This is a genomic window from Fibrella rubiginis (assembly GCF_017353185.1).
Classification (GTDB): Bacteria; Bacteroidota; Bacteroidia; order Cytophagales; family Spirosomataceae; genus Fibrella; species Fibrella rubiginis.
Genome location: NZ_JAFMYV010000014.1, coordinates 131,255 through 158,184 on the forward strand (window position 1 = coordinate 131,255; position 26,930 = coordinate 158,184).

Here is a 26,930-nt window from a genome sequence, read left to right on the forward strand (position 1 = left end):
AGCCTGATGAGCGTGATAACGCACCTCAACGAAGGCCCGGTGTAAAAGGTGGTAAGGCGTTTGCTTGGCGGGGTGCATCTTAAAAAAGTGGGCTGGCTACGAGTATGTTGTGTTATGATGAGCATTCGCGTCTTATACAGTAGTTACCACGCTCTAGTCTCCTCATATGAACCAGTAATTATCTGTTTATCAAGTCATTGTATTTTTCTTATTCGGTTAATATACCGCAATCATGGTATTGACTCATGATTGATTATCCGCCAACTTAGCGGTCAGTAAACTATCCATCCACATCAATCATACCGTATCATGGCTACCAATGCCTTTGCTCTTCCCTGTGCGGGTATCGCACCGGAAGACCTTACCCGCTGCTTCAATATGTCGGACCTGACGCTGCCTTTCTGGGGCTACCGGAAGGCCATGCCCATGCACAAAATCGTGCGCCTGGAAGGGGAGGGAAACTACACCATTTTCCACTTCGCCGACGGCACTCGCCTGATTGTGTCACTCACGCTGAAGACCATGCAGAGCCGGTTGTCGGCGGCGGTATTTGCGCGGCCCCACAAGAAAAATATTGTCAACATGCTCTATCTGGAAGATCTGCACCCCAGCCGCCATCAGCTTTCGGTGCAGCTGGCCAACGGTGACCGCATCGACGTCTCGCGCCGCAAAGCCAGCAACTTCTTCCGGCAGGTAGAAGGCTTCCAGCAAAAAGTGCAGGAACTGGTGAATTAATGTACAATGCATAATGGACAATGTACAATGGGCTGACGCACAGGCTCTTTCGCGTCAGCCCATTGTACATTGTCCATTATGCATTGTACATTAACTTTTCTTCAACCCCTCATCCCTCAACGGTTTTCTTAAAATTTTGCCGACGTTGGATTTGGGGAGTTCGGTGCGGAATTCGACCAATTTGGGCACTTTATAGGCGGTCAGGTTCTCCTTGGCGTAATTCCGGATCTGTTCCTCGGTGAGCGACGGGTCTTTTTTGACCACGAACACTTTCACCGTCTCGCCCGATTTTTCGTTCGGTACGCCAACGCAGGCCACCTCCAGCACGCCGGGGCATTGCGACACCACGTCTTCAATTTCGTTGGGGTACACGTTGAAGCCCGAGACCAGGATCATGTCCTTTTTGCGGTCTACGATTTTGAAGAAACCGTCGGCATCTTCCACACCAATGTCGCCGGTTTTGAACCACTCGCCTGCCATCACGTTGGCGGTTTCGTCGGGGCGATTGTAATAGCCGCCGAACACCTGCGGGCCACGCGCCCAGATTTCGCCGGGCTGACCAATGGGGGCTTCCGTGCCGTCTTCCTGCATGCACTTCATGTCGGTGCTGGGCCAGGGAACGCCAATGGTGCCCACGCGGGAAGTGCCGTCAACGGGATTTGAACACAGCACGGGCGAGGTTTCCGACAGGCCGTAGCCTTCAGCAGGGATGTTACCGGTCATTTTCTGCCAGCGGTCGGCCACGCTTGTTTGCAGCGCCATACCCCCCGCCGAGGTCACTTTCAGATGACTCCAGTCCACTTCATTAATGCGGGGATGATTCAGCAGGCCGTTGTAGAGCGTGTTGAGGCCCGTGAAAGCCGTAATCTTATACTTTTTAAGATCGTCAATGAAGGCGTCAAGGTCGCGGGGGTTGGTGATGAGCAGGTTCATGTCGCCACTCTTCAGGGCGGCCATGGCGTTGGTTGTCAGTGCATAGACGTGATACAGGGGCAGGGCCGCCACAATGATGCCCTCGCCCGCCGGTACACCCGCCGGGGCCATCCAGACATTTTGTCCTTCTACGTTGGCCAGGATATTCCGGTGTGTCAACGCGGCTCCTTTCGATACCCCCGTGGTGCCCCCCGTGTACTGTACAAAAGCCAGGTCGGTGTTTTTTATCGTCACCGGCTTCATCGGTTTGCGGCTGCCCCGGCTTAGGGCGTCGTTGAACGAAACGGTGCCAAACAGGCTGTAGGCGGGCACCAGCTTCCGCACATACTTCACCACCGCATTCACGATCTGCTTCTTCGGAAAACCCAGCCGGTCGCCGAGTTCTGTCACCACGACGTGCTTGATGTCGGTTTGGGCAATGATTTTTTCAAGGTTATGGGCGAAGTTGGCCAGAATCACGATGGCCTTCGCACCCGAATCCTTAAACTGATGCTGCATCTCGCGCGGCGTGTAGAGTGGGTTGGTGTTCACCACCACCATGCCCGCCCGCAAGGCCCCAAACATGGCAATGGGGTATTGCAGCAGGTTAGGCATCTGAATCACGATCCGGTCGCCGGGTTGCATGCCGAGGTCGTTTTGCAAAAACGACGCGAACTGCTTCGACTGCTCATCAAGTTCGGCGAAGGTGATCTGTTTCCCCAGACAGGCGTAGGCCGGGCGGCTGGCAAACCGGCGGCAACCGTCTTCAATCAGCGCGGCCAGCGACGGATAGGCGTCGGGGTTTATCTCGGTAGGTACACCCTGTGGATAGAATTTGGTCCAGGGGCGGGTTTGTGTTGGTGAGTTCATGGAGAAGGGATTTGAGATTTGGGATTGCGGATTTGGGATTGGTTGCTTACGCTGAAGAAAACGTACTCCGACCTAAGCATCCAATCCCAAATCCGCAATCCTAAATCCCAAATCAGTGTACGTTATCCAGCAAAAATACGATTTAAGCTAGAAAGGTTTTTTTTGTGGGTTAAATAAGGACGTTGGATGCTGGATACTGGACGCTGGTTGGATGCCGACTTCTCGCTCCAAGCTTTGCCAGCGTCCAATATCTAACATCCAGTACCCAACATCCAACATCCAGCGTCCCCCATATTTTCCCTACTTTTGGCGAAACTCCTTTTCGTCGTATGGCCAGTACCGCCCGACCGCTTTACCAGCAACTCAGCCGTAACATCACCGCCTACCCGCCCGAAGAGGCGCGGGAAATGGCCTTTATGCTGCTTGACCATTATTTCGGCCTCCGCAAAGCCGACGTGCTTTCCGACAAACCTCTGCCCGCCAACCGCACCGAACCCGATTGGTTTCGGGTCATTGAACGGCTGAACCGGCAGGAGCCTATTCAGCATGTCATTGGCACCACCATTTTTTGCGGACTGGAATTTGAAGTGTCGCCCGACGTGCTCATTCCCCGCCCCGAAACCGAAGACCTCATCCGCCTGATCATGCACGATTTTGGCGACGAAATGGAACGGCCCGTCAGCGTATTGGACATCGGTACGGGTAGCGGTTGCCTGGCCGTGACCCTGGCGCGATTCCTGCCGCAGTCGGATGTGACGGGCTGGGACGTGTCGGAAGAGGCGTTGACCCTGGCTCGCCGCAACGCCGATAAGCTTAATGCCGACGTGAATTTTCAGATTCAGGATATTCTCAACGTACCTGCCGGGGGCGTGGGGCAGTTCGACTGCGTGGTGAGCAACCCCCCTTACGTAACCCGCTCCGAAGCCGCCCAGATGGACCGCAATGTACTGGACTACGAACCCGACATGGCCCTGTTTGTGGACGATGCCGATCCGCTGATTTTCTATAAAGCCGTGGCCGATTTTGCCGCTAAACACTTGTCTGACAAGGGAATGTGTTACGTAGAAATCAACGAACGCTTCGGCGACGATACCAAGGCGGTGTTCAGCGAACGGGGTTTTTCGCAGGTGCAGGTGTATAAAGATATTCACGGAAAAGACCGTACCGTTCGCGCCAGCCGATGATCACGTCACCCATGTATCATACCCAGATAAAGCAGGTACGGGCCGAAATCGGCAACGTAGTGGTGGGGCAGGACCGGCTGCTAAACCGGTTACTGATTGGCCTCTTTACGGGTGGTCACATCCTGCTTGAAGGCGTGCCCGGTCTGGCCAAAACACTGACCATCAATACGCTGGCGAAGGTCCTGCAACTCGATTTTCAGCGTATCCAGTTCACGCCCGACCTGCTTCCCGCTGACTTGATCGGGACCATGATTTTCAATCAGCGCACGTCTGATTTTGAAGTGAAACAAGGCCCCGTTTTCGCCAACCTGATCCTGGCCGACGAGATCAACCGGTCGCCGGCCAAGGTGCAGTCGGCGTTGCTGGAGGCGATGCAGGAAAAGCAGGTGACCATTGGCGAAGAGACCTTTGTGCTCGACAGGCCTTTTCTGGTACTAGCCACCCAAAACCCCGTTGAACAGGAGGGAACCTACCCGCTGCCCGAAGCGCAGGTAGACCGGTTTATGATGAAGGTGTTCGTGGACTACCTCACCAAAGATGAAGAACTGGAGGTGATGCGGCGGATGTCGAACCTGAACTTCGACTACGAGGTGCAGCCCATGCTCGATAAGGACGATATTGCCAATATCCGCAACGAAATCAACCAGGTGGCCATTTCCGAAAGCCTCGAACGCTACATCATCGAGCTGGTTTTTGCCACGCGCCGCCCCCTCGACTACGGCCTCCGCGACGAAGCCCGCTACATTCAGTACGGCGTGTCGCCCCGGGCCAGTATCCATTTGAATCTGGCTGCCAAAGCCATTGCCTACTTCGATCAGCGCGATTATGTCCTGCCCGACGACATCAAAGAAGTGGCCCCCGATGTGTTCAATCACCGCGTACTGCTCAACTACGAAGCCGAAGCCGACGGTATCTCTTCCCTCCAGATCATCGATTCGATCCTGAAAAAAGTAGCGATAGGGTAGGGGAAGTAGCTGTTATTCGTTCCGTTGCATGGTTATTGCACCAACCGGAAGCACCTCTAAGCTACCACGGTCTAGTTGTGCCAACACTTCTTCAAACCCGTAATGAGGCTGCCAGCCGAGGTGTATTCTCGCTTCGGTTCCAGCGTAAACCCGATCAATTGACGTCGGCAACGGCCAGCCACGATCTTGAAAAGCACGCATCAAGGTAGGCGCACGCTCCCATAATACGGCTCCAGGATCACTGACGAGGCGTTGGCAATCGTCGGGCTTAAAGGGTGTTACTCCCGATATGATGTACCGTTGGTAGGCTGGCCCCCTGTTGGTCAGCGCAGCCATGTGCGCGCTGGCCACATCCCGTACGTCTATGCCCCGCGCCATACGATAAAGTGCCATCAGGTTTGCTTCTTCTGGAAAACAGCGCGACATACGGATAACGCGCACCGCAAGCTCGTCATTGGCTGCCTGCTGAAGTAATGCTTCGGCGGCTAATTTGGTGTGGTGATAAATACTACGTGGCTGCGGAACGGTGTCGTCTGTCACCCAGGCAGCTGTACCGTCCTCTACACTTTTACCGAAAAGAGCCGTTGTGCTGGTAAAAACAAGGCGACGAACCTTTGCCGCCTGGGCCGCCTCGATAATCAGTCGGGTGCCTTCTACATTGATTCTGTTAAACTCACTATCTGGTACAACGCCCACATGAGGCGCATGAAGGGCTGCTGTGTGTATCACTGCGTCTGCGCCATCCATCGCTTTGGTTAGCAACGCAACATCGGCGAAATCGGCAGTTATCCGGGTGGTTGAGAAAGGTGACCGATCAATACCTATTACCTCATGTTGAGGAGCCAGCGCGTTGACAATAGCGCGACCGACCCGCCCAGAACTGCCCGTAAGAATGATTCGCATATGCACCAGTAAAACGATCAGAACAGGATGTTGCTTCTTTTTAAGATGCTAAGTTATCTCGTTAGTACGTTGCTCCACCTTCTCCAGCGTTACCTTCTCCGATTCTTCGGCGCCGAGGTTGCGTTTGAAGCGCATGAGATCGGGTTTGGGATTGCGGTTTTCGTCGACGCAGATGCCGAGGTCGAGAAGGCGAAACTGGTGTTGCTGACAGTAATGATAGAGACACTCGGTGAGCAGAATGGCGGGACTCAGCGGGCGGTAATCAGCGTTGTCGGCGGGGAGGAAATTATAAAGAATATCGGTGCGCATGCGCACGGCCACCGTCAGGGCAGCCGGGGTATCGTCCTGGTCAAAAACGCCGAAGACCAGGTAATCTTCGGGGGCCGTGCTGAGCCAGTGGCGTAACGCGTCGGTAGGCATTGTAAGGGCGTATCCCTGCGCCCGGCGGCTGGCTTCGAGGAAAGAAACGACCCTGTCAATGTCGGGCGTAGGCCAGTGTCGGGCTACCAAATCGGCTCGCTGACTTTTGGCAAGTCGTCGACGGGCCGAACTGTGCAGTCCTTCGCGAAACGATTTACCGGAAATTTCTAGGTGAAAATTACATTGTTCGTCTACGACTCGGTACCCCCGGTCAATAAGCTGCCTCAGTAATTGATCGGTTTGCCGGGGCGCATAGGCACGTGGATAATGCACCAGCCGTAAACCCATTAGCCCAGCCCTCCTGACGGCTTGCTCCAAGGCATCCAGAAAGTCGGTGAGTAGGTCGTCGGGCAGGTTATTGATGAATTCGACAGAACCGAATGAATGCCGCAAAGGGCTGATAGCCAGGTTGTTGTCGGAAAACAGGGCGCAACGGATATCGGCCATACCCTGTTCATTTACAGCACAAACCAGCCAGCAATCCTCCTTCGACTGAGCCATCAACTGCGCTGGCTGATTGACCAAAAAACCGGCTTCGCTGAAGGGCGGCAGCGATGCTGGTAGTGGCGATGGATAAGTGACGAATTGATGCATACTGGTTCAAAATGGTAAGTCGATAGAGTATTAGTTAACATGTGTAAATGCCCATATGTTAGCAAGTTGGCACGGTTTTCGTTTGAGGGCAAGTGCAGCCCCGTAAATGTGATCCCCATGATTCAGGACCCCGTTGGTTCTGCCCGGTATAGGTGTACCCGGCGGCCAGGAAATTCATTGCCCGGCGTACATAAGCTACTAAATCCATTGATTTTGTGCTTACTCTTAAGTGCCTCTGCGTCAATGGCTCAGGTAAGTGGTACTGTCTTTCGTGACTATAACCGCGACGGTCAGCAGGCCACCGGATCGGCTAAGGAACCGGGCGTGCCGGGCATGGTTGTGCTGGCTTATGTAGACGGCGTGAGCCAGCCCCTGTCAACCAACACCGATGGGGATGGTAACTTCATTTTTGCCGCCAGTACAATTGCTTACGGCAAAAAAGTCCGCCTCGAATTTACCCCTGAAACTACGCTATTTGTCTACGACGCCTCCGCCACAACGGGTTCGTCGGTGCAGTTTGTACAGGCACCTACCAGCACGGTGCTATACGGGGTCAGCGACCCCGCCGATTATTGTCAGGCCGTACCTCAACTCGCGTTACCCATCTACTATCAGGGCAGTGTTCAACCCACCAGCAATGCCCTTGTCACATTTGCGGCAACGTCGTCAGGTCAACCTACTTTGTCTGCCGAACAGCCTAAGCCCATCGGTAAAGGTACAGATATAGGAGCCGTCTGGGGATCGGCCTGGCAGCGGCAGTCGAGTCAGCTCATTTCGTTTTCGCTGCTGAAACGCCACGCCGCCCTGGGACCACTTGGTTTGGGAGGTGTTTATCTGACCAACCCCAGCACGGCCACGTCAACCGCTTACTTCGACGCGGGGCAATACCTTACCCTGGCGTCACCGGCCGATCTGTCGATACTGTCGGGACGCACGTTGCCGCAATCCTACAGCACCACGAGCGTAGATGCCGCGGCGTTTTCGCGCGTGGGCAAAGTTGGTTTTGGTGGGGCCACATTCACCCCGCGCGAAGACCGACTTTGGGTGATCAACGCCTACGAAAAAACGCTGGTGAGCATCGCGGTGGGTTCGCCGCTAAAGTCGGCGGCACTGATTACGCCGGCCTTATTTACCAGCTATCCCATACCTCAAACAAACACCGACAAAGGCGAAAACAGGCCCTGGGCTGTGACTTATCACCAGGGCAAACTGTATGTAGGTATAGTCAACGACGCCTCGAAAAGCCACCTCCGGGCCGATCTTCAGGCCTGCGTGTATGCTTTTGATCTGACCACCAACAGCTTCGATCCAACGCCGGTTATCACCGTGCCGCTTACCTATCGCAAAGGCTGGGCTACAGTGGGGACTCCGTCGCTGGGCGAATATTGGGAACCGTGGAGCGACAATTGGGCCGATTTTGCTACCAATTCCCTAAATGTCAACACAACCCCGGCCCTGCATCGGGTGGCTCGTCCGCAGCCCATGCTGTCGTCGATCAGTTTCGATGCCGAAGGAGCCATGATCCTGGGTTTTATGGACCGCACCGGGCACCAGACCGGCCGTAACCAGCCCGCACCCACCGAGACTGCACCCACGCCGTTGACCGTATACAGCGGCTACCCCGGTGGCGATCTGTTGCGGGCTGCTTTGGTCAACGACACGTATTATCTGGAAATGGACGGTTCGGCAGGTGCCAATACCGGCTCTGGCAGCATGAACGGACAAGGCCCTGGTGACCCCGCTTTTCCGGCCGACATGGGCGGCGAATTCTACGGCAATGACAATTATTCGACGCAGAACGAAGAGACATTTACCGGCTCACTCATGAGTAACGCCAGCCTGGGCGATCTCTATGTGACGCTCTATAATCCACTGGCAACCTGGTCGGGGGGGACGGCTGTTTTCGACCTGTACACGGGCCAGGGTACCCGCCGTTATGAAGTATACAGTGACCCTACCTCCACCACCGATTCGCCGCAGTACACCCATCCACGGTCTACGTTTGGCACGGCCAATGGCACCGGTCAGCTGACACCTCTGTGCGATGCGCCGTCGTCGGAGATTGGTAATCGGGCCTGGACCGATGCCAACGGCAACGGTGTTCAGGATCCCAGCGAAGCTCCGCTGCCGGGATTGGCGGTGGCAATCTACACCGCTGGCGGACAGTGGGTGGCGAGCACCACCACCGATCAAAATGGCCTTTATCGGTTCAAGACGGGCAACGGCCTTTCGCTGGCCCTTAATACGCCCTACTACATTGTGGCGGGTTATGGCCAGGCCAATCTGCAATTTCAGCTAGCCAGGAAGTCCCTCGTTGTGGGTGCCCGAATGTATGGCCTCACCGGCTGGAATCTGGGTGTAGGTCCTAATGCAACTGCCAATGACTCAGATGCTTTCTTGTTGTCGGGCACAAATACCCCGCTCGACGGGCTGGCGGTGATGCCCTTTGTGCTTACTGTACCCGGTCAGATCATCAACACGCTCGACATTGGCGCGCAGGACACCGGGCCATGCTGGGAGAGTACTGCCTGTCTGCCAATCAGCAGCCGACGAATTAAATAATAGCTTCACTACCCCTAACGCAGCAAGGCCCGATGGAAAACCATCGGGCCTTGCTGCGTTAGGGGTAGTTCGTAAACACCAAAAAATTAGCTCATACCATGAGAATAGACTGAGTTAAATGTATGAGTACAAAAACGGGTACAAATTTTGCCGTTGCCTAAGTATTAACTGAAACACTCGAGCAGACCATAAAAAGGAGCAAATAAACACAAACGACAGTAAGTAAACTACGTTGATGGCTGGTCAGTACGCATAGCTTAGTACAGGCTATGCTATAGCTACACACACTCTCTGGATAAGCCATTGACCGTCAGTCATTTGTTTATTTTCGTTGCCTTTGATGGAAACGCAATCGCCGTGTATGAGCGTGTTCCTTTTGCGCCGAAAAGTTGAGTAGATACAGGCGCTGAATTGAGTAAAAATAACCGCACACCCGCCCAGCCATGATAATACCTCTCCTCGCCAACTATAATGACAAGTGTTGCCTTCTGCGTGACAATAACTATGCCAGTACCTCATTGGCGTGGAAGGCATTAAAACGGCGCTTTCTGCTGGCAATACTGCCTGTTGTATTAGTTGTTGTGGCTGTTCAGGCGCAGCAACGGGTCACGTCGGGGCAGGTTATGTTGTACAATTTTCAGGAAGGCAGCGGTAATACGGTTTATGATGTATCGCGGGCAGGCCAGCCACTTGACCTGAAGATTTATAACCCTGGCCTGACAAGCTGGGTACCGTCGGGGTGCGGTTTAACGATCAACAATACAGCCACCAACGTGCAGAATTTTTCGGGTGTGGCGATTCAATCAACGGCCAAAGCACTGGCAACCAAATCGACAGTGCTGGGTACCGGCCTGACCCTCGAAGCCTGGCTGCAGCCCGCCGCTATCACCAACGTAGGTCCGGGGCTGCCGGCCCGCATCATGACCATGTCGTCGAGCGTGGGCGTTCGTGATTTCATGCTGGCGCAGGAAGACGGTAACTATGTGGTCCGGGTCCGTACCGATGCTGCCCCTAACACCACGTCACCGGACCTGAACGGCACCTCGCCGCAAATCAACGTGGGTGGGGCATCAACAACGTCGCCGCAGCACCTGGTGTTCACGCGCGATGCGGCGGGTAATGAAGCCGTTTACCTGAATGGGGTGTCGGTCTATACGGGTACACGCCCCGGCTCATTCAGCAACTGGGAAGATGACCTGCTCACAATTGGTAATGAAGTATCGTATGACCGCCCCTGGTCGGGAACGCTCTATCTGGCAGCGATCTACAACCGGGGCATTTCGGCCGCAGAGGTAAGTCAGAATTTCAACGCCGGCAAATGCGCTATCGTGCAGCCGCTTTGTGCTGCCGTGGCCGCCGGGCAGGTATCGGGGCAGGTGTACCGTGACTTTAGTGAAGACGGGCTGCGCAACAGTTCGGGAGCCAATGTGAGCATTGGCGAAGTGGGAATAGCGGGTGTTACCGTAACGGCCTATGACTGTAACGGCACCGCCGTAGCCACCACCAGCACCACTGACGTAGGGTCGTATACATTGACGGGCCTTACCACGGGCACCCAATACCGGATTGAGTTTTCGAGCATTCCTGCTTACCTCTCGCCTAGTGTGGTGGGGGCCGATAATGGTACCACGGTGCAGTTTATAACGCCGGGCAATTGTGCCAATCTGGCGCTGAACGACCCTGGTGAATACTGTGGTCCCAACCCCATTATGGCTATCCCGTGCTACGTAAACGGCGATGCGCTGGGTGGAGGCACCGCCGGTACCGAACCTGCCCTGGTTACGTTTCCTGCCCTGGCCCGAAACGCCGACACGGGCCCCACCAAAATTGCCGTGGCCAGTCAGATTGGGGCAACATGGGGCGTGGCTTATAATAAGTTTAGCAAAAAGCTGTACACGGCGTCGGTTACCAAACGGCATTCTACCTATGGCCCGGCGGGTATTGACGGCATCTACGTCACTGACTTTGCCAGTGCAGCTACCCCTACCGCGACGTTTGTTGAGTTTGCCAACCTTGGCATCAGCGTGGGCACCGACCCGCACGCGGCGAGTGCCCCGGCCAGTAAAACCCTTACCTACCGCGACGAAACAGCCTTTGATGCTGTCGGCAAAACGTCGTTTGGCGATATTGATATTTCCGACGATGGGTCGCGGCTGTTTGTGACCAACCTTTTCGACCGGAAGATCTATTCGATTCCGACCATCAATCCTACGTCGGCCAATTACCAGTCGTTTTCGATCAACGCCGATGCCAACTGCCCCGCCGGAACGGGGGTGGCCCGCCCGTGGGGTCTGAAAAGCTGGCGGGGTAAGTTGTATTCAGGCTGGGTTTGTGACGCGCAGGCGTCGCAGAGTCGGGTTAACCTACGGGCCTTCGTGTATGCCCTCGACCCGGCGGTGGCTGGCGGGAACCCAACACTGGTGGTGCAACCGTTCAGCTTAACGTTTACCCGGGGGCGCAGCAACAGCGACCCCACGGAAGTGGCCGACTGGTACTCGTGGAAAACAACACCTGAACAAAATTTCCTGATCAACGCGGCTAATAATCAAGTGATTATGTCGCAGCCCATTTTGGGTGATATTGAGTTCGACGTTGACGGGTCGCTGCTGATGGGCTTCATTGACCGAAACGGGTTTCAGTCGGGATACCAGAACTATTATTTCTCCAACCCCGCCAATGCTACCTACGGTGCCCGGTATAACGACCTCTTCAATGGCTACGCCAACGGCGACATTCTGCGGTCGGCACCTAACGCCAGTTTCACCAACTGGACCCTGGAAAACAACGGCACGTCGGGACTGATTACAACGGCGGGGGCCAGCAATACGCAGGGGCCGGGTGGTGGTGAATACTACCTGGGCGACGTAACCATTGACCACGACCAGGCCACGCAGGGTGCATTGGCCTTGCTACCGGGTTCGGGCAATGTGATTACGGTAGCAACGGACTCGTATCAGTGTTGCTTCAACAACGGTATGCTTTACCTGAGCAATACCACGGGTGGGCAAACGGGTGTATTTCAGATATATAGCCAGTCGGAAGGCACGTCGGGTAAGGCTACGGGACTGGGCGACATGGAGTTATTCTGTGCTATTCCGCCTATTGAGATTGGTAACTACCTTTGGCGCGACACCAACGGCAACGGCAGGCAGGACCCCTGCGAACCAGCTCTGTCGGGTATAACGGTACAACTCTTTCAGGGCAGTACCCTGGTGGCTACCGCAACCACCAATGCCAACGGCCAATATTATTTTAGTTCGCTGGTTCGTGATTCGTCGCCCAGTGCGCAATATACGCTGCCGCTATCATCAGCTACAGCCTACCAGATTCGTATTCCGATAGTACAAACCGGCCTGACAAACCTGACGCTGACGACGGCCAACGTGAGCAGCAACGGTACTGATAACATCGATTCTGACGCCACTATTTCGGGCGGCAATGCCATCATTAACCTGACTACAGGTGCATACGGGCAGAATAACCACACGTTTGATGTGGGCTTTACATTCTGCCCCACGCTGGTGCAAACCAGCAATACATCCCTCTCGATCTGCTCGGGACAGCTTACACCTACCTTGTCTTTAACGTCTAACGGCACTTCGTCTATCACGTTTTACCGGTCTGACGTGGTGCAGGTCAATCCATATGCACCCACAGGCACAACGACACTCGTTGGCACCGGTACGCCCACGAGCAACAGCCTTACTGTGGCAGGTGGCAGCTATTCGCTACCAGTTAACGCGGGCACGACACCCACTACATATTATATCTATGCGCTACTGAACCCCGCGGCTGCTGACCCATCGTGCCGCCCGTCGGTGGTGTATCAGGTCACGGTGAAGCCCATTCCGGTGGCCACGGCTACCGGTGCAACCATCACCTGTGCCTCGCCAACGGTATCGCTCACGGGTACCTCGTCAGTAACCTCGCCTACCCCAACCTATAGCTGGACGGCGCCCGGTGGTAATGTGCTGACGGGTGCAAACCCTGCCGTGAGCACGCCGGGTACGTATACCCTGGTGGTTACTGCCAATGGTTGTTTGAGTCTGGGGGTTACGGCGTCGGTGAATGCAAATACGATCACCCCCGTTATTTCGGCCCAAAACGACGGGCCAATTACCTGCTTAAAACCTGCCGTGACGGTGTCGAAAACAGTGCCGGTGCTACAAAGCTGGACCTGGACGGGACCGGGTGGGTTCGTTTCTAATGCGTCGAATTTTACAACCACTACGGCGGGCATATACACCCTGACGGTTACAGCGGCCAGCAATGGCTGTACCGCAGTGACCACCACCACGATACAGGCCGACAATACCCCACCCAATGCCAATGCCGGGCCGGACCGTGAACTGACCTGCGCCATCACGCTGATTCAACTGGCGGGTGGCAGCACCACGTCCAACGTGTCGTATTCATGGACGGCCTCCAACGGGGGTATCATTGTGAACGGCGCCAATACAGCCACGCCCACCATCAACGCGGCGGGTACGTATACGCTTCAGGTGACGGCCGCCAACGGTTGTGTCGCTACGGACGTGATGGTGGTGACACTAAATAACACCCCCCCTAATGCCAACGCGGGAGTAGATAAAGTGCTTAGCTGCACGTTGACGAGTGTGGTGCTCAACGGCAGCAGTACTACCCCCGGTGCCACCTACCTGTGGAGCACAGCCAACGGGGTGATCCTTTCTGGCGGAGGCACCCCCAGCCCCACTGTGAGCGCGGAGGGTACCTATCTGCTGACAGTAACGGGTCCTAACGGCTGTGTGGCCACGGATGCGGCCCTGGTCACCCTGGATAACAGCTTGCCCACGGTGACGGTCAGCAACGACGGGCCGCTGACATGTGCCAGGACCAGTGTGTTGTTGAGTGCTACAACCAGCCCCGGCTCGGTGAGTTACCGCTGGAGTGGGGGGGCGAGCAGCGCTACGCTGAGTGTGACCACGCCGGGAACCTATACGCTGGTTGTTACGGCACCCAACGGCTGTACGGCTCAGGCCAGCACCCCCGTCGGCCAGGACATACTGACGCCTGCTTTGTCGCTGTCGAGCAACAGTCCACTGAGTTGCTCGCGCACCAGCGTGATCTTGTCGGCGTTAGTGAGTAGCTATGTAGGCAGCTACACATACAGGTGGAGCACGGGTGTTACGGGTACCGGTAATGCCAGCACATTGACGCTCCCCGTCAGCGCTTCAGGTACGTACAGTCTGACCATCACGGCGGCTAATGGCTGCAGCAGCAGTGCATCAGTGGTGGTAGACCAGCGTATTGTTGCCCCCGTCTTGTCTTTGACCAACAACGGAGACCTGACGTGTAGCCGTGGCAGCGCAACTTTGGCCGCCAGTCTGACCGGCAGCAGTGGGGCAGGTACGTATACGTATCAGTGGAGCACTGGCACCACCGGAAACACAGTGCTCACGGCGAGCCAGGTAACCAGCCTGAGTTTGACTGTACAGTCGGCGGGAACGTTTAGCGTCACGGTCACGGCTCCTAATGGGTGTGTGACCACGGCTAGTACCAGCGTAGGCCAGGACCTGAGTTTGCCTGCAGTAACCATGAGCCAAGCGGGCCCGTTAACTTGCGCCAAAGCCACGGCTATTCTGTCTGCCACGGTTACGGCGGGGGCAGCGGGCGGCAGTTACGTCTACCAATGGAGTAACCTGACCTCAACATCTGCGCTGGCTTTGGGTGTGGCCGGCTCGCAGGTGGTGAGTCAGGTGGTGAGCGTGTCGGGTACTTATCAGCTGACCGTGACGGGGCCTAATGGCTGTTCAGTGGTAGGCTCAGCAACCCTCAACAGCAACACGCTGGTACCCGTGGCAACCGCTTCAGTCGATCGGCTCATTAGCTGCGCCAGCCCCACGGCTACAGTGACGGCCAGCCTCACGGCCAGCAGCGGCACGGGCAGTTATGGCTATACCTGGACGGGCGGGGCCAGCGGCACAGTGAACCTAAACGCCGGGCAGCCGGGCAGTGTGCCCCTGTCGGTGAGCGTGGCGGGGAGCTACAGTGTGAGTGTAACCGCCCCCAATGGCTGCGTGGCGGTAGCGAGTGTGGTGGTGGACAGCGACCTGACCCTACCCAACGCCAATGCCGGCCCTGACAAGGTGCTCAACTGCACGCTGACGAGCGTGGAGCTCAACGGCAGTAGCACCACCCCCGGTGCCACCTACCTGTGGAGTGCTACCAGTGGAGGGGTCATTGTGTCGGGCGGCAACACGGCTAGTCCCACTGTGAGCGCGGGAGGTACCTACCTGCTGACGGTGACAGCGCCCAACGGCTGCACAGCCACGGATGTGGTGAGTGTTTCGCTGAATAATGCAATACCGAATGTTAGCGCCAGTATTGACAAAGTGCTAAGCTGTACGCTGGCAACCGTCGCGTTAACAGGTACTAGCAGTACACCAGGCGTAACCTACTTGTGGACCGCCAACAACGGGGGTATTATTGTATCGGGTGCCAACACGGCCACGGCTACGGTAAGTGCCGCAGGTACCTATATTCTGACCGCCACAGCGCCCAATGGCTGTACGGCATTGGATGCTGCCACGGTTATACAGGATACCAATGTGCCTCAAATCACAATCAACAACGACGGTCCTGTTAGCTGTGCCGACCCAGTTGTGCTGATTTCGGCAGCGGCCAGCTCAACGGCGGTGACCTTCCGCTGGTCGAGCGGCCAAACGGTTGCCTCGTTCACGGCGGCGGCAGGGACGTATTCACTCACTGTGACGGGCAGCAATGGTTGCTCAACCACCGGTGTCACGACGGTGCTGAGCAATACCACCACGCCTACGGTAAGCCTGAGCAGCGACGGGCCGCTGACGTGTACCAAAACAATGGTGACCCTGATGGCTGCACCAACCAACATATCGGGAAGCAATTATAGCTACCGCTGGAGCACAGGCTTTGCCGGAAACAGCAGCGCGCCAACCCAGGCAACAGCCGTTGATGCTGCCGGCACGTACTCTGTCACAGTGACGAACAGCAATGGATGCTATGCCACCGCCACAACGTCAGTACTCAGTAACACAGTGGCTCCAACGGTTTCAGTTAGCCTAAACGGGCCAATTACCTGCGCTCGCCCACAGGCGACGCTTACGGCTACGGCCAGCCCTGCCGGCACAACCTACCGCTGGACTGGCCCGACAGGTACGGGCGCAACTGGGTCAACCCTCAGCGTAGGCACCATAGGGACCTATTCGGTAGTGGTAACCTCGCTCAATGGCTGTACGGCCACGGCCGCGGTCACGGTAACAAATGATCTGACTACGCCCACTGCGCTGCTGGCCAACAACGGGCCGCTTACCTGTGTGAAGCTGTCGGCGGTAGTGTCGGCCACGGTGGGTACTGTGGGCAGCTATGCGTACCAGTGGACCAGTCCCGTGGGTACGGCAACCACGGGTACGGCGTCGGCTACGGCGCTGACCTTGCCTGCGACCACGGCGGGGCTGTACAGCCTCACCATTGTGGCCCCCAACGGTTGTTCAGCTGTGGCCGCTACCCTGCTGGAAAATGATACCATGGCTCCCGGACTCTTGCTCGACAACGACGGGCCCATCACCTGCGACCAAACGTTTGTCACGATTACGGCTACGATTAACAGCCATTTGAACATGATGCACGAGTATCGGTGGAGCACGGGTGAGACTGGTACGACAGAATCCAGTATCTTCTATAAATCGGTGCTGACACCAGGCCCTTACAGCCTCACGGTCACGGCCCCCAACGGTTGCTCTGCTACGGCCTCAACCATAGTGTCGCAAACGCTTACGGCTCCTGTTATTTCGGTTTCAGCCAGCGGCCCTATCACTTGCAGCGACCCAACGGTGAGCCTGACGGCATCGCTCAGCAACGTGAATGCTGCCTATAGTTACCAGTGGAGTACGGGCGAAGTTGGCAAATCGTCGCAGTTGAGCATTCCGTTTTCCGCCTCGGTGGCGGGTATATACAGCCTTACAGTCAATATATTCAATGCGCCACCGGGCTGTTCGGCCATTGCCAGCGCGGTGGTAGAAACCAACACGGCTGCCCCACAGGTCACGCTGACTAATAGCGGACCGATCACCTGCCTGCAGCCAGCGGCTATGCTCACGGCTACGGTGACAGCGTTTGGTGCTTCCTATCGCTATGCCCTGAACGGTGGGCCGCAGTCAGCCACGACGAGTGCTGCTACGCAGACCTTCCCCAGCAACGGGCCGGGTTCCTACGTGCTGAGTATCACGGCGGCGAACGGATGTGTACAGTCGGCTACGGCGCTGGTGCAACAAACCGTTACTTCGTTTTCGGTTACAGCCACGGGCGGTACCATTTCCTGCGCCAGCGGGAGCGTAAAACTGACCGCTACTCCCAGCTTAGCCGGTGCCTATTCGGCCTTGTGGACGGGTCCAAACAACTACAGTTCAACCGAAAACAGCCCAACGGTGGGTCTGGCGGGTGCGTATACAGTGGTGCTAACGAATGATGATAATGGCTGTCTGGCCACGGCCATAGCGGCTGTTTCGCAGGACCAGGGGCTGCCGGGAGCTTCGGCCATTGGGGGCACCCTTACCTGTTCGCAACCAACCGTTACGCTACTGGGCGCGTCGACCTCCGCCAATGTAGCCTTTACGTGGTCGGGTCCAGGCATTGCCGGGGGTAGCAAAAATCAGCAGAATCCAGTGGTCAGTCTGCCAGGCATTTATACCCTGATCGTTACCAGTCAGGGCAATAGCTGCTCATCGGTCGCCACCACAGAAGTGCTGCTCGACACTACCCCGCCCGACGTTATGACGCAGTCGGGTAGTGCCTGCGTGGGGCAAACCCTGACGTTGATTGCCAACTCACAAACCGGTTCGGTTACCTACGCCTGGAGCGGCCCGCAGGGGTTCACCAGTACGCAGGCAACGGTTACTATGCCGGCCGCAGTAACGGCCAACGGCGGCGTTTACAGCGTAACTGTCACCAACACCAAAACAGGCTGCTACAGTACCACTTCGGTGCAGGGAACGGTATATGCCTTACCCAACGCCTGGACATTATCAGTGCAGGAAGCGCAATGTGTCGGCATCGTCTCGCAGGGAAATGGCTTTGTGAGCATTGCTGGCGTGGCACTAACGGACCGGTACGATTACACAGAAGGAGCCATCTACGCCGGCGCACTCAGCTATGCGACCGCCTCGCCTTTACCACCTGCCAGCGGTGGCCTGCTCAAGATCATCCAGAACATCGACCGTGGGGCGGCCAAAACGTACGTCGTGCGGGTATTCAACGCGTCGGGGTGTTTTGCCGATAAGGTAATCTCGTTCACCAACGCGCCCTGCGTATGCCCACCGCCCAAGTGCGTGCCAATTTTGGTGCTTAGACGGAAACGGTAAATGATAAACCATAAAGAAGCCCCAGCAGCGCTGCTGGGGCTTCTTTATGGTTATTGGCACGTCGCATTTCAGGTGGCAATCAACCCTGGAAGCAGGCAGTAAAACACCTTGACCCGCTGCCTAGACAGGAGAAAACCTTACCTACGGTTAGTCGTTATCCAATCGAATAGTATACACGTTATACCTACTCAAAGACCATGAAAACGGACCCAAAAATTGACCAGCGCGACGACGTGACCCCCGCCGAGGGTGAACATAAATATGGCAATGTAGAATTTGCCGACCCCACCAACAAGAAGTACCCGATTGATACGCCAGAGCACGTTCGGGCCGCGTGGAGTTATATCAATCACAAAGACAACGCGGCCAAATACGACGCCGACGAAGTGGATGTCATTAAAGACCGCATTCGGAAAGCAGCGAAAAAACACGACGTCGACATTCAGGACTAGCCCGAAATAGCCACCCTCTGGTGGCTATTTTTTTAGTTGCTGATACACCGTTTGCAGGATGCCGTCTTTGAGGCCCAGGTCGGGTACGGCGATCTCGGTGGCACCCGCCCAGTGCATCACGGAAAGATAGATTTCAGCGGCGGGCACGATCACGTCGGCACGGTCGGCGTTGAGGCGAAGTTTGTTGATTCGGTCCTCGAGGCTGAAACCCGCAATGTAGTCGTGCATTCGCTGAATTTCGGCCAGCGTGGTGGTGGTATCCGACGTTTTGGCCACCAGGTTAAAGAGCTTGCTAATGTTGCCGCCTGTGCCTACGGCTACAATCGGCTGCGACGGATCGACGTTTTCTTCGACCCAATCTTCCATTTTCTTCCAGGCTCCCCTGGTCTCTTTTCCTTCCAATAGCCGTACCGATCCAATTTTGAACGATCTGGAATTCAGCTTGATACGGTTCTTGTAGAGGTTCAGTTCGGTGCTGCCGCCTCCTACGTCAATGTGGATGGTTTGCCGCTCATCGAGGGCCAAAACTACCACGTTGTTGATGAGTTGAGCCTCTTTTTGCCCGTCGATGATCTGAATCGGTATACCTGAACGCGCCTTTACCAATTCAACTACTTCGCGGCCGTTGGTAGCTTCGCGCATGGCAGAGGTAGCGCAGGCCATAAAGCCTTCTACCTCATGCAGTTCCATCAGCAACTTGTAGGCCTGCATTAATTTCACCGTCCGCTGCACACTTTCGGTAGTTAAAGCACCATGCGTAAAGACATCGTGTCCCAGCCGAAGCGGAAACCGGACGTATTCTACGCGCTTGAAACTCACCACACTGTCGTTGGTCAGCACAGTCGAAATTTGCAGGCGGGCGGCGTTGGAACCGATGTCGATAGCGGCAAGTTTCATAAATGGTCAACGAAGCGTTGCTTCGTTCTAAGCGAGGTTAAAATCGGAACGGAGCAACAGCAACGTTCCGTTAAACAAGGCGCAAAACTACAGCGAAACGCTTATTCTTCCTCACTGGCTGCGCGTTGGTAGCTATTCAACCAGCTAACCGTTAAATTTGTATTTTTCCGGGTTGATGGCCTTTTGTCATTAGCTTTTTCCACGAAAAAATTGGCTCGTTTTGCAACAGCTCACCGACCTTCTCCAGCAGCGCATCCTTGTCCTCGACGGGGCCATGGGCACCATGATCCAACGGTATAACCTCACCGAGGATGATTACCGGGGCGAGCGCTTCCGCGATTTTCCGCACGACGTAAAAGGCAACAACGACCTGCTGTCGCTGACCCGCCCCGACATTATCGCCGACATTCACCGGCAATATTTCGAGGCTGGTTCCGACATCGTGGAGACGAATACCTTTAGCGGTACGCGCATCGCCATGGCCGATTACCACATGGAGGACCTGGTGTATGAGCTTAATTACGAGTCGGCCCGGATTGCCCGCGAGGTGGCCGATGAGTTTACGCGTGCCAACCCCGACAAGCCCCGGTTTGTGGCCGGCGCAATGGGACCCACCAACCGTACCGCAAGCCTCAGCCCCGATGTGAACAACCCTGGCTACCGCGCCGTCACCTTCGACGAACTTGTGGATGCCTACTACGAACAGATTGAGGGCCTCGTTGATGGTGGCTCGGATATTCTGCTGGTCGAAACGATTTTTGACACGCTGAACGCGAAGGCGGCCCTGTTTGCTATTGATAAGTATTTTAAGGAAGGAGGAAGGGGGGAAAGAAGGAACGGAGGAACGGGTAGCTCCACAGGAGCTGACCAGCCGATTACCCTTTCCTCCGTTCCTTCTTTCCCCCCTTCCTCCTTGCCTATAATGATCTCCGGCACCATCACCGATGCGTCGGGGCGGACATTGTCGGGGCAAACGACCGAGGCGTTTTTGTATTCGGTGTCGCACCTGCCGCTGCTGAGCGTAGGCCTGAACTGCGCTCTGGGCGCAGAACCCATGCGGCCCTACATTCAGACATTAGCGAAGGAAGCTCCGTTTTTTGTGTCGGCCTACCCCAACGCGGGCCTGCCCAACGAATTTGGTGAATATGATGAAACGCCCGAAATGATGGCCGCCCAGGTGGACGGGTTTATGCGTGACGGCTTCATCAACATCATCGGCGGCTGTTGTGGCTCCACACCTGACCACATCCGCGCTATTGCCCAGAAGGCGAAGCAGTATAAGCCCCGGCCTAAGCCAAAGCAGGAACCCTACCAGAAGTTAAGCGGGCTGGAGCCGTTGAAAATCACGGAGTTAACCAACTTCGTAAACGTGGGTGAACGGACCAACGTGACCGGCTCAAAAGCCTTTGCCCGGCTGATTAAATCGGGTGATTACGAGGCGGCCCTGGCCGTGGCACGTCAGCAGGTGGAAAACGGTGCGCAAATCATCGACGTCAACCTCGACGAGGGTATGCTTGATTCGGCGGAGGTGATGACCACCTTCCTGAACCTGATTGCTGCCGAACCCGACATTGCCCGCGTGCCCGTCATGATCGACTCCTCGAAGTGGGAGGTGATCGAGGCAGGCCTTAAATGCGTACAGGGCAAGGCCATCGTGAACTCGATTTCGCTCAAAGAAGGGGAGGACGCTTTCATCGAGCGGGCCAACCTGGTGAAACGCTACGGCGCGGCTACGGTGGTAATGGCGTTTGACGAAGTCGGGCAAGCCGACTCGTTCGAACGGCGCATCGAAATCTGTGAACGCGCTTACCGGATTCTGGTCGATAAGGTCCAGTTCAACCCGCAGGATATCATTTTCGACCCGAATATTCTGACCGTTGCCACCGGTATTGACGAGCACAACAATTACGCGGTCGACTTCATCAACGCTACGCGCTGGATCAAGGAAAACCTGCCGCTGGCAAAAGTAAGCGGGGGCGTGAGTAACGTGTCATTCTCGTTTCGGGGTAATGAACCTGTGCGCGAGGCGTTTCATTCGGCGTTTTTGTACCACGCCATCCGTGCCGGCATGGACATGGGTATCGTGAACGCGGGTCAACTCGCCATTTACGACGATATTCCGAAAGATCTGCTCGAACACGTGGAAGACGTGCTGCTGAACCGCCGCGACGACGCCACCGAACGCATGGTGGCTTTTGCCGAAACGGTGAAAAGCAAAGGAAAGGAAGTGGTTGTGGACGACGCCTGGCGCAGTGGCACCGTGGGCGAACGCCTGAAACACGCTCTGATCAAAGGCATTACTGAGTTCATTGACGAGGACGTAGAAGAAGCCCGCCAACAGGTAGAGCGCCCCCTGCACGTGATTGAAGGCCCGCTCATGGATGGCATGAACGTGGTGGGTGACCTCTTTGGCGAAGGCAAAATGTTTCTGCCCCAGGTGGTAAAATCGGCGCGGGTCATGAAGAAAGCCGTCGCTATTCTGACGCCATACATTGAGGCTGAAAAGGCCGTCGGCGAAGCCGCCGGGGCGGGGAAGATCCTGCTGGCGACAGTGAAAGGCGATGTGCACGACATTGGCAAAAACATAGTGGGTGTGGTACTGGGTTGCAACAACTACGAGATCATTGACCTCGGCGTGATGGTGCCCACCCAGAAAATCCTGGACGCCGCCCGCGAACACAACGTAGACATTATTGGCCTCAGCGGCCTGATTACGCCGTCGCTGGATGAAATGGTGGGTGTGGCAAAAGAGATGGAACGGCAGGGCTTCACCATTCCGCTGCTGATTGGCGGGGCCACCACCTCACGCATTCACACCGCTGTGAAGATCGACCCGCATTACTCGGGACCAGTGATTCACGTGCTCGACGCCAGCCGGAGCGTACCTGTGGCCGGTCGACTGACGAGCAACGAAGTTGAAACGCGCGACCTGATTTTTGGGGAAATCAAAACCGAGTACGCCAAGCTCCGCGACGACCACGCCAAGCGGCAGAAAGAGAAAAACCTCTTGACAATTGAGCAGGCCCGCAAGAACCGCGTCGCCATCGACTGGTCGGCGTTTGAGGCCACCAGGCCAACGTTCCTCGGCACCCGGGTTTTCGACGATTACCCACTGGATGAGATCGCGAAGTTCATTGACTGGACACCGTTTTTCCAGACATGGCAACTAAGCGGCAAGTACCCCACCATATTCGAGGATGCCACGGTGGGCAGTGAGGCCAAAAAACTCTACGACGATGCCAACGTGCTCTTACAGGAAATCATCCGCGACAAGTCGCTGGGTGCAAAGGCCGTCATTGGTTTCTTCCCCGCCAACGCCACCGACGACGACGTACTCATTCACGAATACGAAGAACTCGCGCGTGAGATTCCCTGCGAACGCCACGGCAGTCACTTGCACACGGAATACAAGATCAGTAGAGCGCAATCGCAATCGTCAGTGACGCCCGCGGGGGAGTTGCTGTTTGACACGAAGACGGTGCTCCACTTCCTACGGCAGCAAAACATGAAGGCGGCGGGCCTGCCCAATCTCTGCCTCGCCGACTTTGTAGCCCCGCTGGAGAGTGGCCGCGAAGACTACATTGGCGCATTTGCCGTCACGGCGGGTATCGGCATCGAATCCTTAGTGGAGAAGTTTGACCGGGATCATGACGACTATAACAGCATCATGGTCAAGGCCTTAGCTGATAGGCTAGCCGAGGCGTTTACCGAACTGATGCACAAACGGGTACGAACCGAGTTCTGGCCCTACGCGCCGTCTGAGCAACTGAGCAACGACGAATTGATCCGTGAGAAGTACCAGGGCATCCGTCCCGCGCCGGGCTACCCCGCCTGCCCCGACCACACCGAAAAAGCCACGCTCTTTGACCTGCTAGACGCGGGCCGGGCGGGTATTGTGCTGACGGAGAGCTTCGCGATGTACCCGGCTTCGTCGGTGAGTGGGTTCTATTTCAGTCACCCCGAAGCCAAGTATTTCGCCACGGGCAAGCTCAACAAGGACCAACTCATCGACTACGCCCACCGCAAAGACATGTCCCTCGAAGATGCCGAACGCTGGCTCGCCCCGGTGCTGGCGTATTGACACTTTTGAAAAATGGAAGACCAGAGAATGCGTGTTGGCGATTTGCTTGCCTATGTCTGTTCTTCATTGGAGCGGCATGGTATTCCTTATATGCTTTCGGGGGGCGTGGCGATGGGTACTTATACCATTATACGAACGAGAAAGCGATTGCCGGGCGAACGTCGGGTTTGATTAGCTTGGGAGAAACCGTAACGTGGCGGGCTAGGTATTTTGGTATTTATCAGACCCTTACGGTGCAGATCACGGCAATAGAATCACCCGTTCGGTTTGTAGATCAAATGCTTAGCGGGGCGTTTGCCAGTATGCACCATACGCATCTGTTCGAGCCGCACAGTGCTGGCACCCGTATGATTGATATGTTCGATTATACCTCCCCTTTGGGTCCTCTGGGCTTATTGGCCGACTGGCTATTTCTGAAGCGGTACATGACCAACCTGTTGCGCCAACGTAATTCCCTTATTAAGCAAGTTGCCGAGAACGCACAAGGTCTTTAGGTCGACACCGCGCTTGGGGTTACTACAACACCGATACTGCTTTCTTCAATAACTTCTCGACCAGCGAAGCGGTTGTGGTGGCTTGCTTTATTGTGTCGGCGATTTTGGTAATGGCGGTGTTAGTTTCGGTGAGCCAGGTGTTGAGGTCGGCCAACTGTTGATTGGCTTCATCTACCTGCTTCACACTATCCGCAAATTCAGCCGAGAGGGCGCTAATGAGCGACGCCCGCAGTCGCATGCCCTGTGTGAGCATGTTGGTCTGCTGAACCGTCGTGAGGCGCCCGTCGCGGGCCATTGAAAAGCTCTTTTGCGCTGCCCCGGCTAACTGCTCGGTATCAATTTTTTTCATGTGGAAAGGGCCTTAAGGGTGATCAGCTTTGCGGAGTTCGTTGATGCGCTGGGCGGCTTTCAAAAAAGTGTCAACCTGCGCTTCGTAAGCGAATACTGTAGATTGAAACTGCTCGAACGTGCTGGTCTGCTTGGCCACGCCGATCAGAGCGACATGCGCTTTTTTCAGAGCACGCAGCACGTCAGAGGGGTGGTTAGTGCGGGTGAGGCGCAGTTGCTCGGCGGCGCGCTGAATCTCTGCAAGGCGTTTCTTTAGCTCTTCGTGGGGCATAGCTTTACGGTTGGCCAGGTTGTTGTAGGCCACCATCAGCTGCGTCAGTTTTTGGTCGTCGCCGGTTTTCTGAGCCAGAAATACGTAGCGATCCAGATCTTTCGTCAGAAAGTCAAGGAGCTGGTTAATGGGTGCTTCACCCTGCAAAATGGCTTGCCGTACAGCCTTATCACGCTGATTGGCCAGGGCGGCTTCGCCAACAATACCAATCAACGTGCCGATAGGTGAAACATAGGCGGCGGCCTGCTCGTCGGCGCGTTGGCGTTGCAAGTCGGCAAAGGTGGTCTGGATAGCCCCCAAACTGCTACCCAGCGCGGCCATATTCGTACGGAGTTGCTTGGGTGCTTCGTTGCCAGCCAAGGCCGAGAGGTTATCAGCATAGAGGGACAGCTGTGCCAGCAAAGCAATGCGCGCCTGCACAGCGGCGGGGTCGAAGGCATCGGCCATCAGCGGCGTTTCCTTTCCCTGCGCATTTACCTCCTCCACCCGCTGACCAGGGTTGAGCAGCAAGGTTAAAAAATACAAATCGCGCTCCTGCTGATTCAACGCATTGTAGTACGTACTAATAGCTGTGGTAGCCGCAGCGGTACTTTTTTGGAGTTGCTCGATTGGGGCTTTGTATGCCCGTTGGCAGGCCGCAATGGACAACAGGAGGAGGCAGATCAGTAAAAATCGGAAGGAACATATTGATTGGTGCATAAAGCAAGATACCAATTTTGCTGACCATACAAGATAGTGTTCTAAAGTCTCGGTTATCTATCGTAAGCGTGACACTATTTGGGGCCTTAACTTAGTCTCATAAGTGCATCTGTATGCCAATATAGAAGCGGGGCTTTGGGTCGAGAATAGTTTGTAAATCGCGTTCCAGTTCGGCTTGTCCAGCAATGATTTGATTAACGGCCAACGTAGTGAACTGCTTCTTCCAATTCCAGATTGCACCTAGCGACAACATGATTGGCACCTTCGACCGCAGCCGGATGCCACCGCCTGCCAAAAAGGAGGGCAACGCTTTCCCCGTGCCAACGCCTACCTGCAAAAAAGGGTGCGCCAGTCCATTGAATGCGTTCAAGGTTAGGTTCAGCATACCGGCAGCCACAACAGGCACCTGCTGATTTACAACGTCATCAACCACGGTTTGCCCAGCTATATACGAAACTGATTTAGGCGTGGTGGGCACCGCATTTAGTATGTTAGCTTGCTCAGCAGTCAGCGTTTTTGTGCCAAAGATGGGGTAAAAGAAATTGGTAAAATACACACCTAATGAAAACTCTGGAATGAACGTCTGGGAACTGCGAATGTTTATTTTACCATAGATACGGTTGTCGGTGTCGACAAGTGTGGGCGGGTCATTTTCAAAATTAAACGCACGTTTCCGGATCAATATGCCGACACTGTGCATATGCTCATCAGTAATTCGGTATCGACCTAAAATAATGGCATTTTGAGCATGATACCCTCCGTCGGCATCGCCAAAGGTCTGATCAACGTCATGTTCGACATTTTTGATTTCATCAGACAATTGATAGGCTAGTTCGAGTACTTGGTCGCGACGTCGCTGACCGTCAAGACTAGCTCGAATGAATCGCTTAAATACAATCTGTGAATAAGTGATAAATGCAGCGCAGAGGTCTTTGTCAGTCGTAGTACCAGAGGCGGAAACTGTTTTACTAAGAAGCGACTTTTGTAAGTCATCTGAAACGTCGTCATTAAATGAACTGAGGAGGGATTTATTTTGCGTATTTATTCGGCTTAGGCTATCAATATCATGTTTAAAATGCTCATTTTCCTTTCTAAAATCTTTAATATTATCAGGCTTACTAAGTCGATCAAGGGCCTTAAGGATAGTAATTCTGAAAGCGCCATTATAATATCGATGATCTAATAAC

15 protein-coding genes are annotated in these 26,930 nt (G+C 55.4%); 8 read left to right on the top strand and 7 right to left on the bottom strand.

What is annotated here, in order from left to right; genetic code table 11:
- The first annotated feature begins 309 nt into the window (after positions 1–309).
- Positions 310–735: a LytR/AlgR family response regulator transcription factor gene (locus J2I47_RS23160; protein WP_207366994.1), complete on the top strand. Its 426-nt coding sequence runs from the start codon at positions 310–312 to the stop codon at positions 733–735.
- 90 nt (positions 736–825) lie between these two features.
- On the opposite strand, the gene J2I47_RS23165 is transcribed toward J2I47_RS23160, so the two are convergent.
- Positions 826–2,517: an AMP-binding protein gene (locus J2I47_RS23165; protein WP_207366995.1), complete on the bottom strand. Its 1,692-nt coding sequence runs from the start codon at positions 2,515–2,517 to the stop codon at positions 826–828.
- 329 nt (positions 2,518–2,846) lie between these two features.
- Between J2I47_RS23165 and prmC the strand changes: the two genes are divergently transcribed.
- Both prmC and J2I47_RS23175 read left to right on the top strand, forming a co-directional pair.
- Positions 2,847–3,701: a peptide chain release factor N(5)-glutamine methyltransferase gene (gene prmC / locus J2I47_RS23170; RefSeq protein ID WP_207366996.1), complete on the top strand. Its 855-nt coding sequence runs from the start codon at positions 2,847–2,849 to the stop codon at positions 3,699–3,701.
- Positions 3,698–4,666 (top strand): AAA family ATPase, encoded by a 969-nt coding sequence (locus tag J2I47_RS23175; RefSeq protein WP_374759926.1) that lies wholly within the window; start codon positions 3,698–3,700, stop codon positions 4,664–4,666. The genes prmC and J2I47_RS23175 overlap by 4 nt, the downstream gene beginning before the upstream one ends.
- Before the next feature lie 12 nt (positions 4,667–4,678).
- On the opposite strand, the gene J2I47_RS23180 is transcribed toward J2I47_RS23175, so the two are convergent.
- Together J2I47_RS23180 and J2I47_RS23185 are read right to left on the bottom strand one after the other, a co-directional pair.
- A complete protein-coding gene (locus tag J2I47_RS23180; RefSeq protein WP_207366997.1) occupies positions 4,679–5,569 on the bottom strand; it encodes an NAD-dependent epimerase/dehydratase family protein in 891 nt (296 codons plus the stop codon).
- Between the two features lie 48 nt (positions 5,570–5,617).
- On the bottom strand, positions 5,618–6,583 hold the full coding sequence (locus J2I47_RS23185; RefSeq protein WP_207366998.1) for a GNAT family N-acetyltransferase: 966 nt from the start codon (positions 6,581–6,583) through the stop codon (positions 5,618–5,620).
- A gap of 243 nt (positions 6,584–6,826) precedes the next feature.
- Here J2I47_RS23185 and J2I47_RS23190 point away from each other — a divergent pair, with 243 nt between their 5' ends.
- The 3 genes from J2I47_RS23190 (at position 6,827) to J2I47_RS23200 (ending at position 18,953) form a co-directional block, all read left to right on the top strand.
- A complete protein-coding gene (locus J2I47_RS23190) occupies positions 6,827–9,145 on the top strand; it encodes an SdrD B-like domain-containing protein (RefSeq protein ID WP_207366999.1) in 2,319 nt (772 codons plus the stop codon).
- Positions 9,146–9,588: 443 nt separating this feature from the next.
- A complete protein-coding gene (locus J2I47_RS23195) occupies positions 9,589–18,501 on the top strand; it encodes a PKD domain-containing protein (RefSeq protein ID WP_207367000.1) in 8,913 nt (2,970 codons plus the stop codon).
- 197 nt (positions 18,502–18,698) lie between these two features.
- Entirely contained in the window at positions 18,699–18,953 is a 255-nt protein-coding gene (locus tag J2I47_RS23200; protein WP_207367001.1) for a DUF6582 domain-containing protein, read from the top strand.
- A 24-nt stretch (positions 18,954–18,977) separates the two neighbouring features.
- Here J2I47_RS23200 and J2I47_RS23205 read toward each other — a convergent pair whose 3' ends face one another.
- Entirely contained in the window at positions 18,978–19,850 is an 873-nt protein-coding gene (locus tag J2I47_RS23205; RefSeq protein WP_207367002.1) for a Ppx/GppA phosphatase family protein, read from the bottom strand.
- Positions 19,851–20,124: 274 nt separating this feature from the next.
- Between J2I47_RS23205 and metH the strand changes: the two genes are divergently transcribed.
- Positions 20,125–23,931: a methionine synthase gene (metH, locus tag J2I47_RS23210; RefSeq protein WP_374759927.1), complete on the top strand. Its 3,807-nt coding sequence runs from the start codon at positions 20,125–20,127 to the stop codon at positions 23,929–23,931.
- Positions 23,932–24,098: 167 nt separating this feature from the next.
- Entirely contained in the window at positions 24,099–24,425 is a 327-nt protein-coding gene (locus tag J2I47_RS23215; protein ID WP_207367004.1) for an SRPBCC family protein, read from the top strand.
- A gap of 22 nt (positions 24,426–24,447) precedes the next feature.
- On the opposite strand, the gene J2I47_RS23220 is transcribed toward J2I47_RS23215, so the two are convergent.
- The 3 genes from J2I47_RS23220 to J2I47_RS23230 form a co-directional block, all read right to left on the bottom strand.
- Complete coding sequence (locus tag J2I47_RS23220) at positions 24,448–24,774, bottom strand: hypothetical protein (protein ID WP_207367005.1); 327 nt, start codon at positions 24,772–24,774, stop codon at positions 24,448–24,450.
- Between the two features lie 12 nt (positions 24,775–24,786).
- Entirely contained in the window at positions 24,787–25,743 is a 957-nt protein-coding gene (locus tag J2I47_RS23225; RefSeq protein ID WP_207367006.1) for a hypothetical protein, read from the bottom strand.
- A gap of 97 nt (positions 25,744–25,840) precedes the next feature.
- Positions 25,841–26,930: hypothetical protein (locus tag J2I47_RS23230; protein WP_207367007.1), on the bottom strand; the 1,090-nt coding region annotated here is incomplete at its 5' end.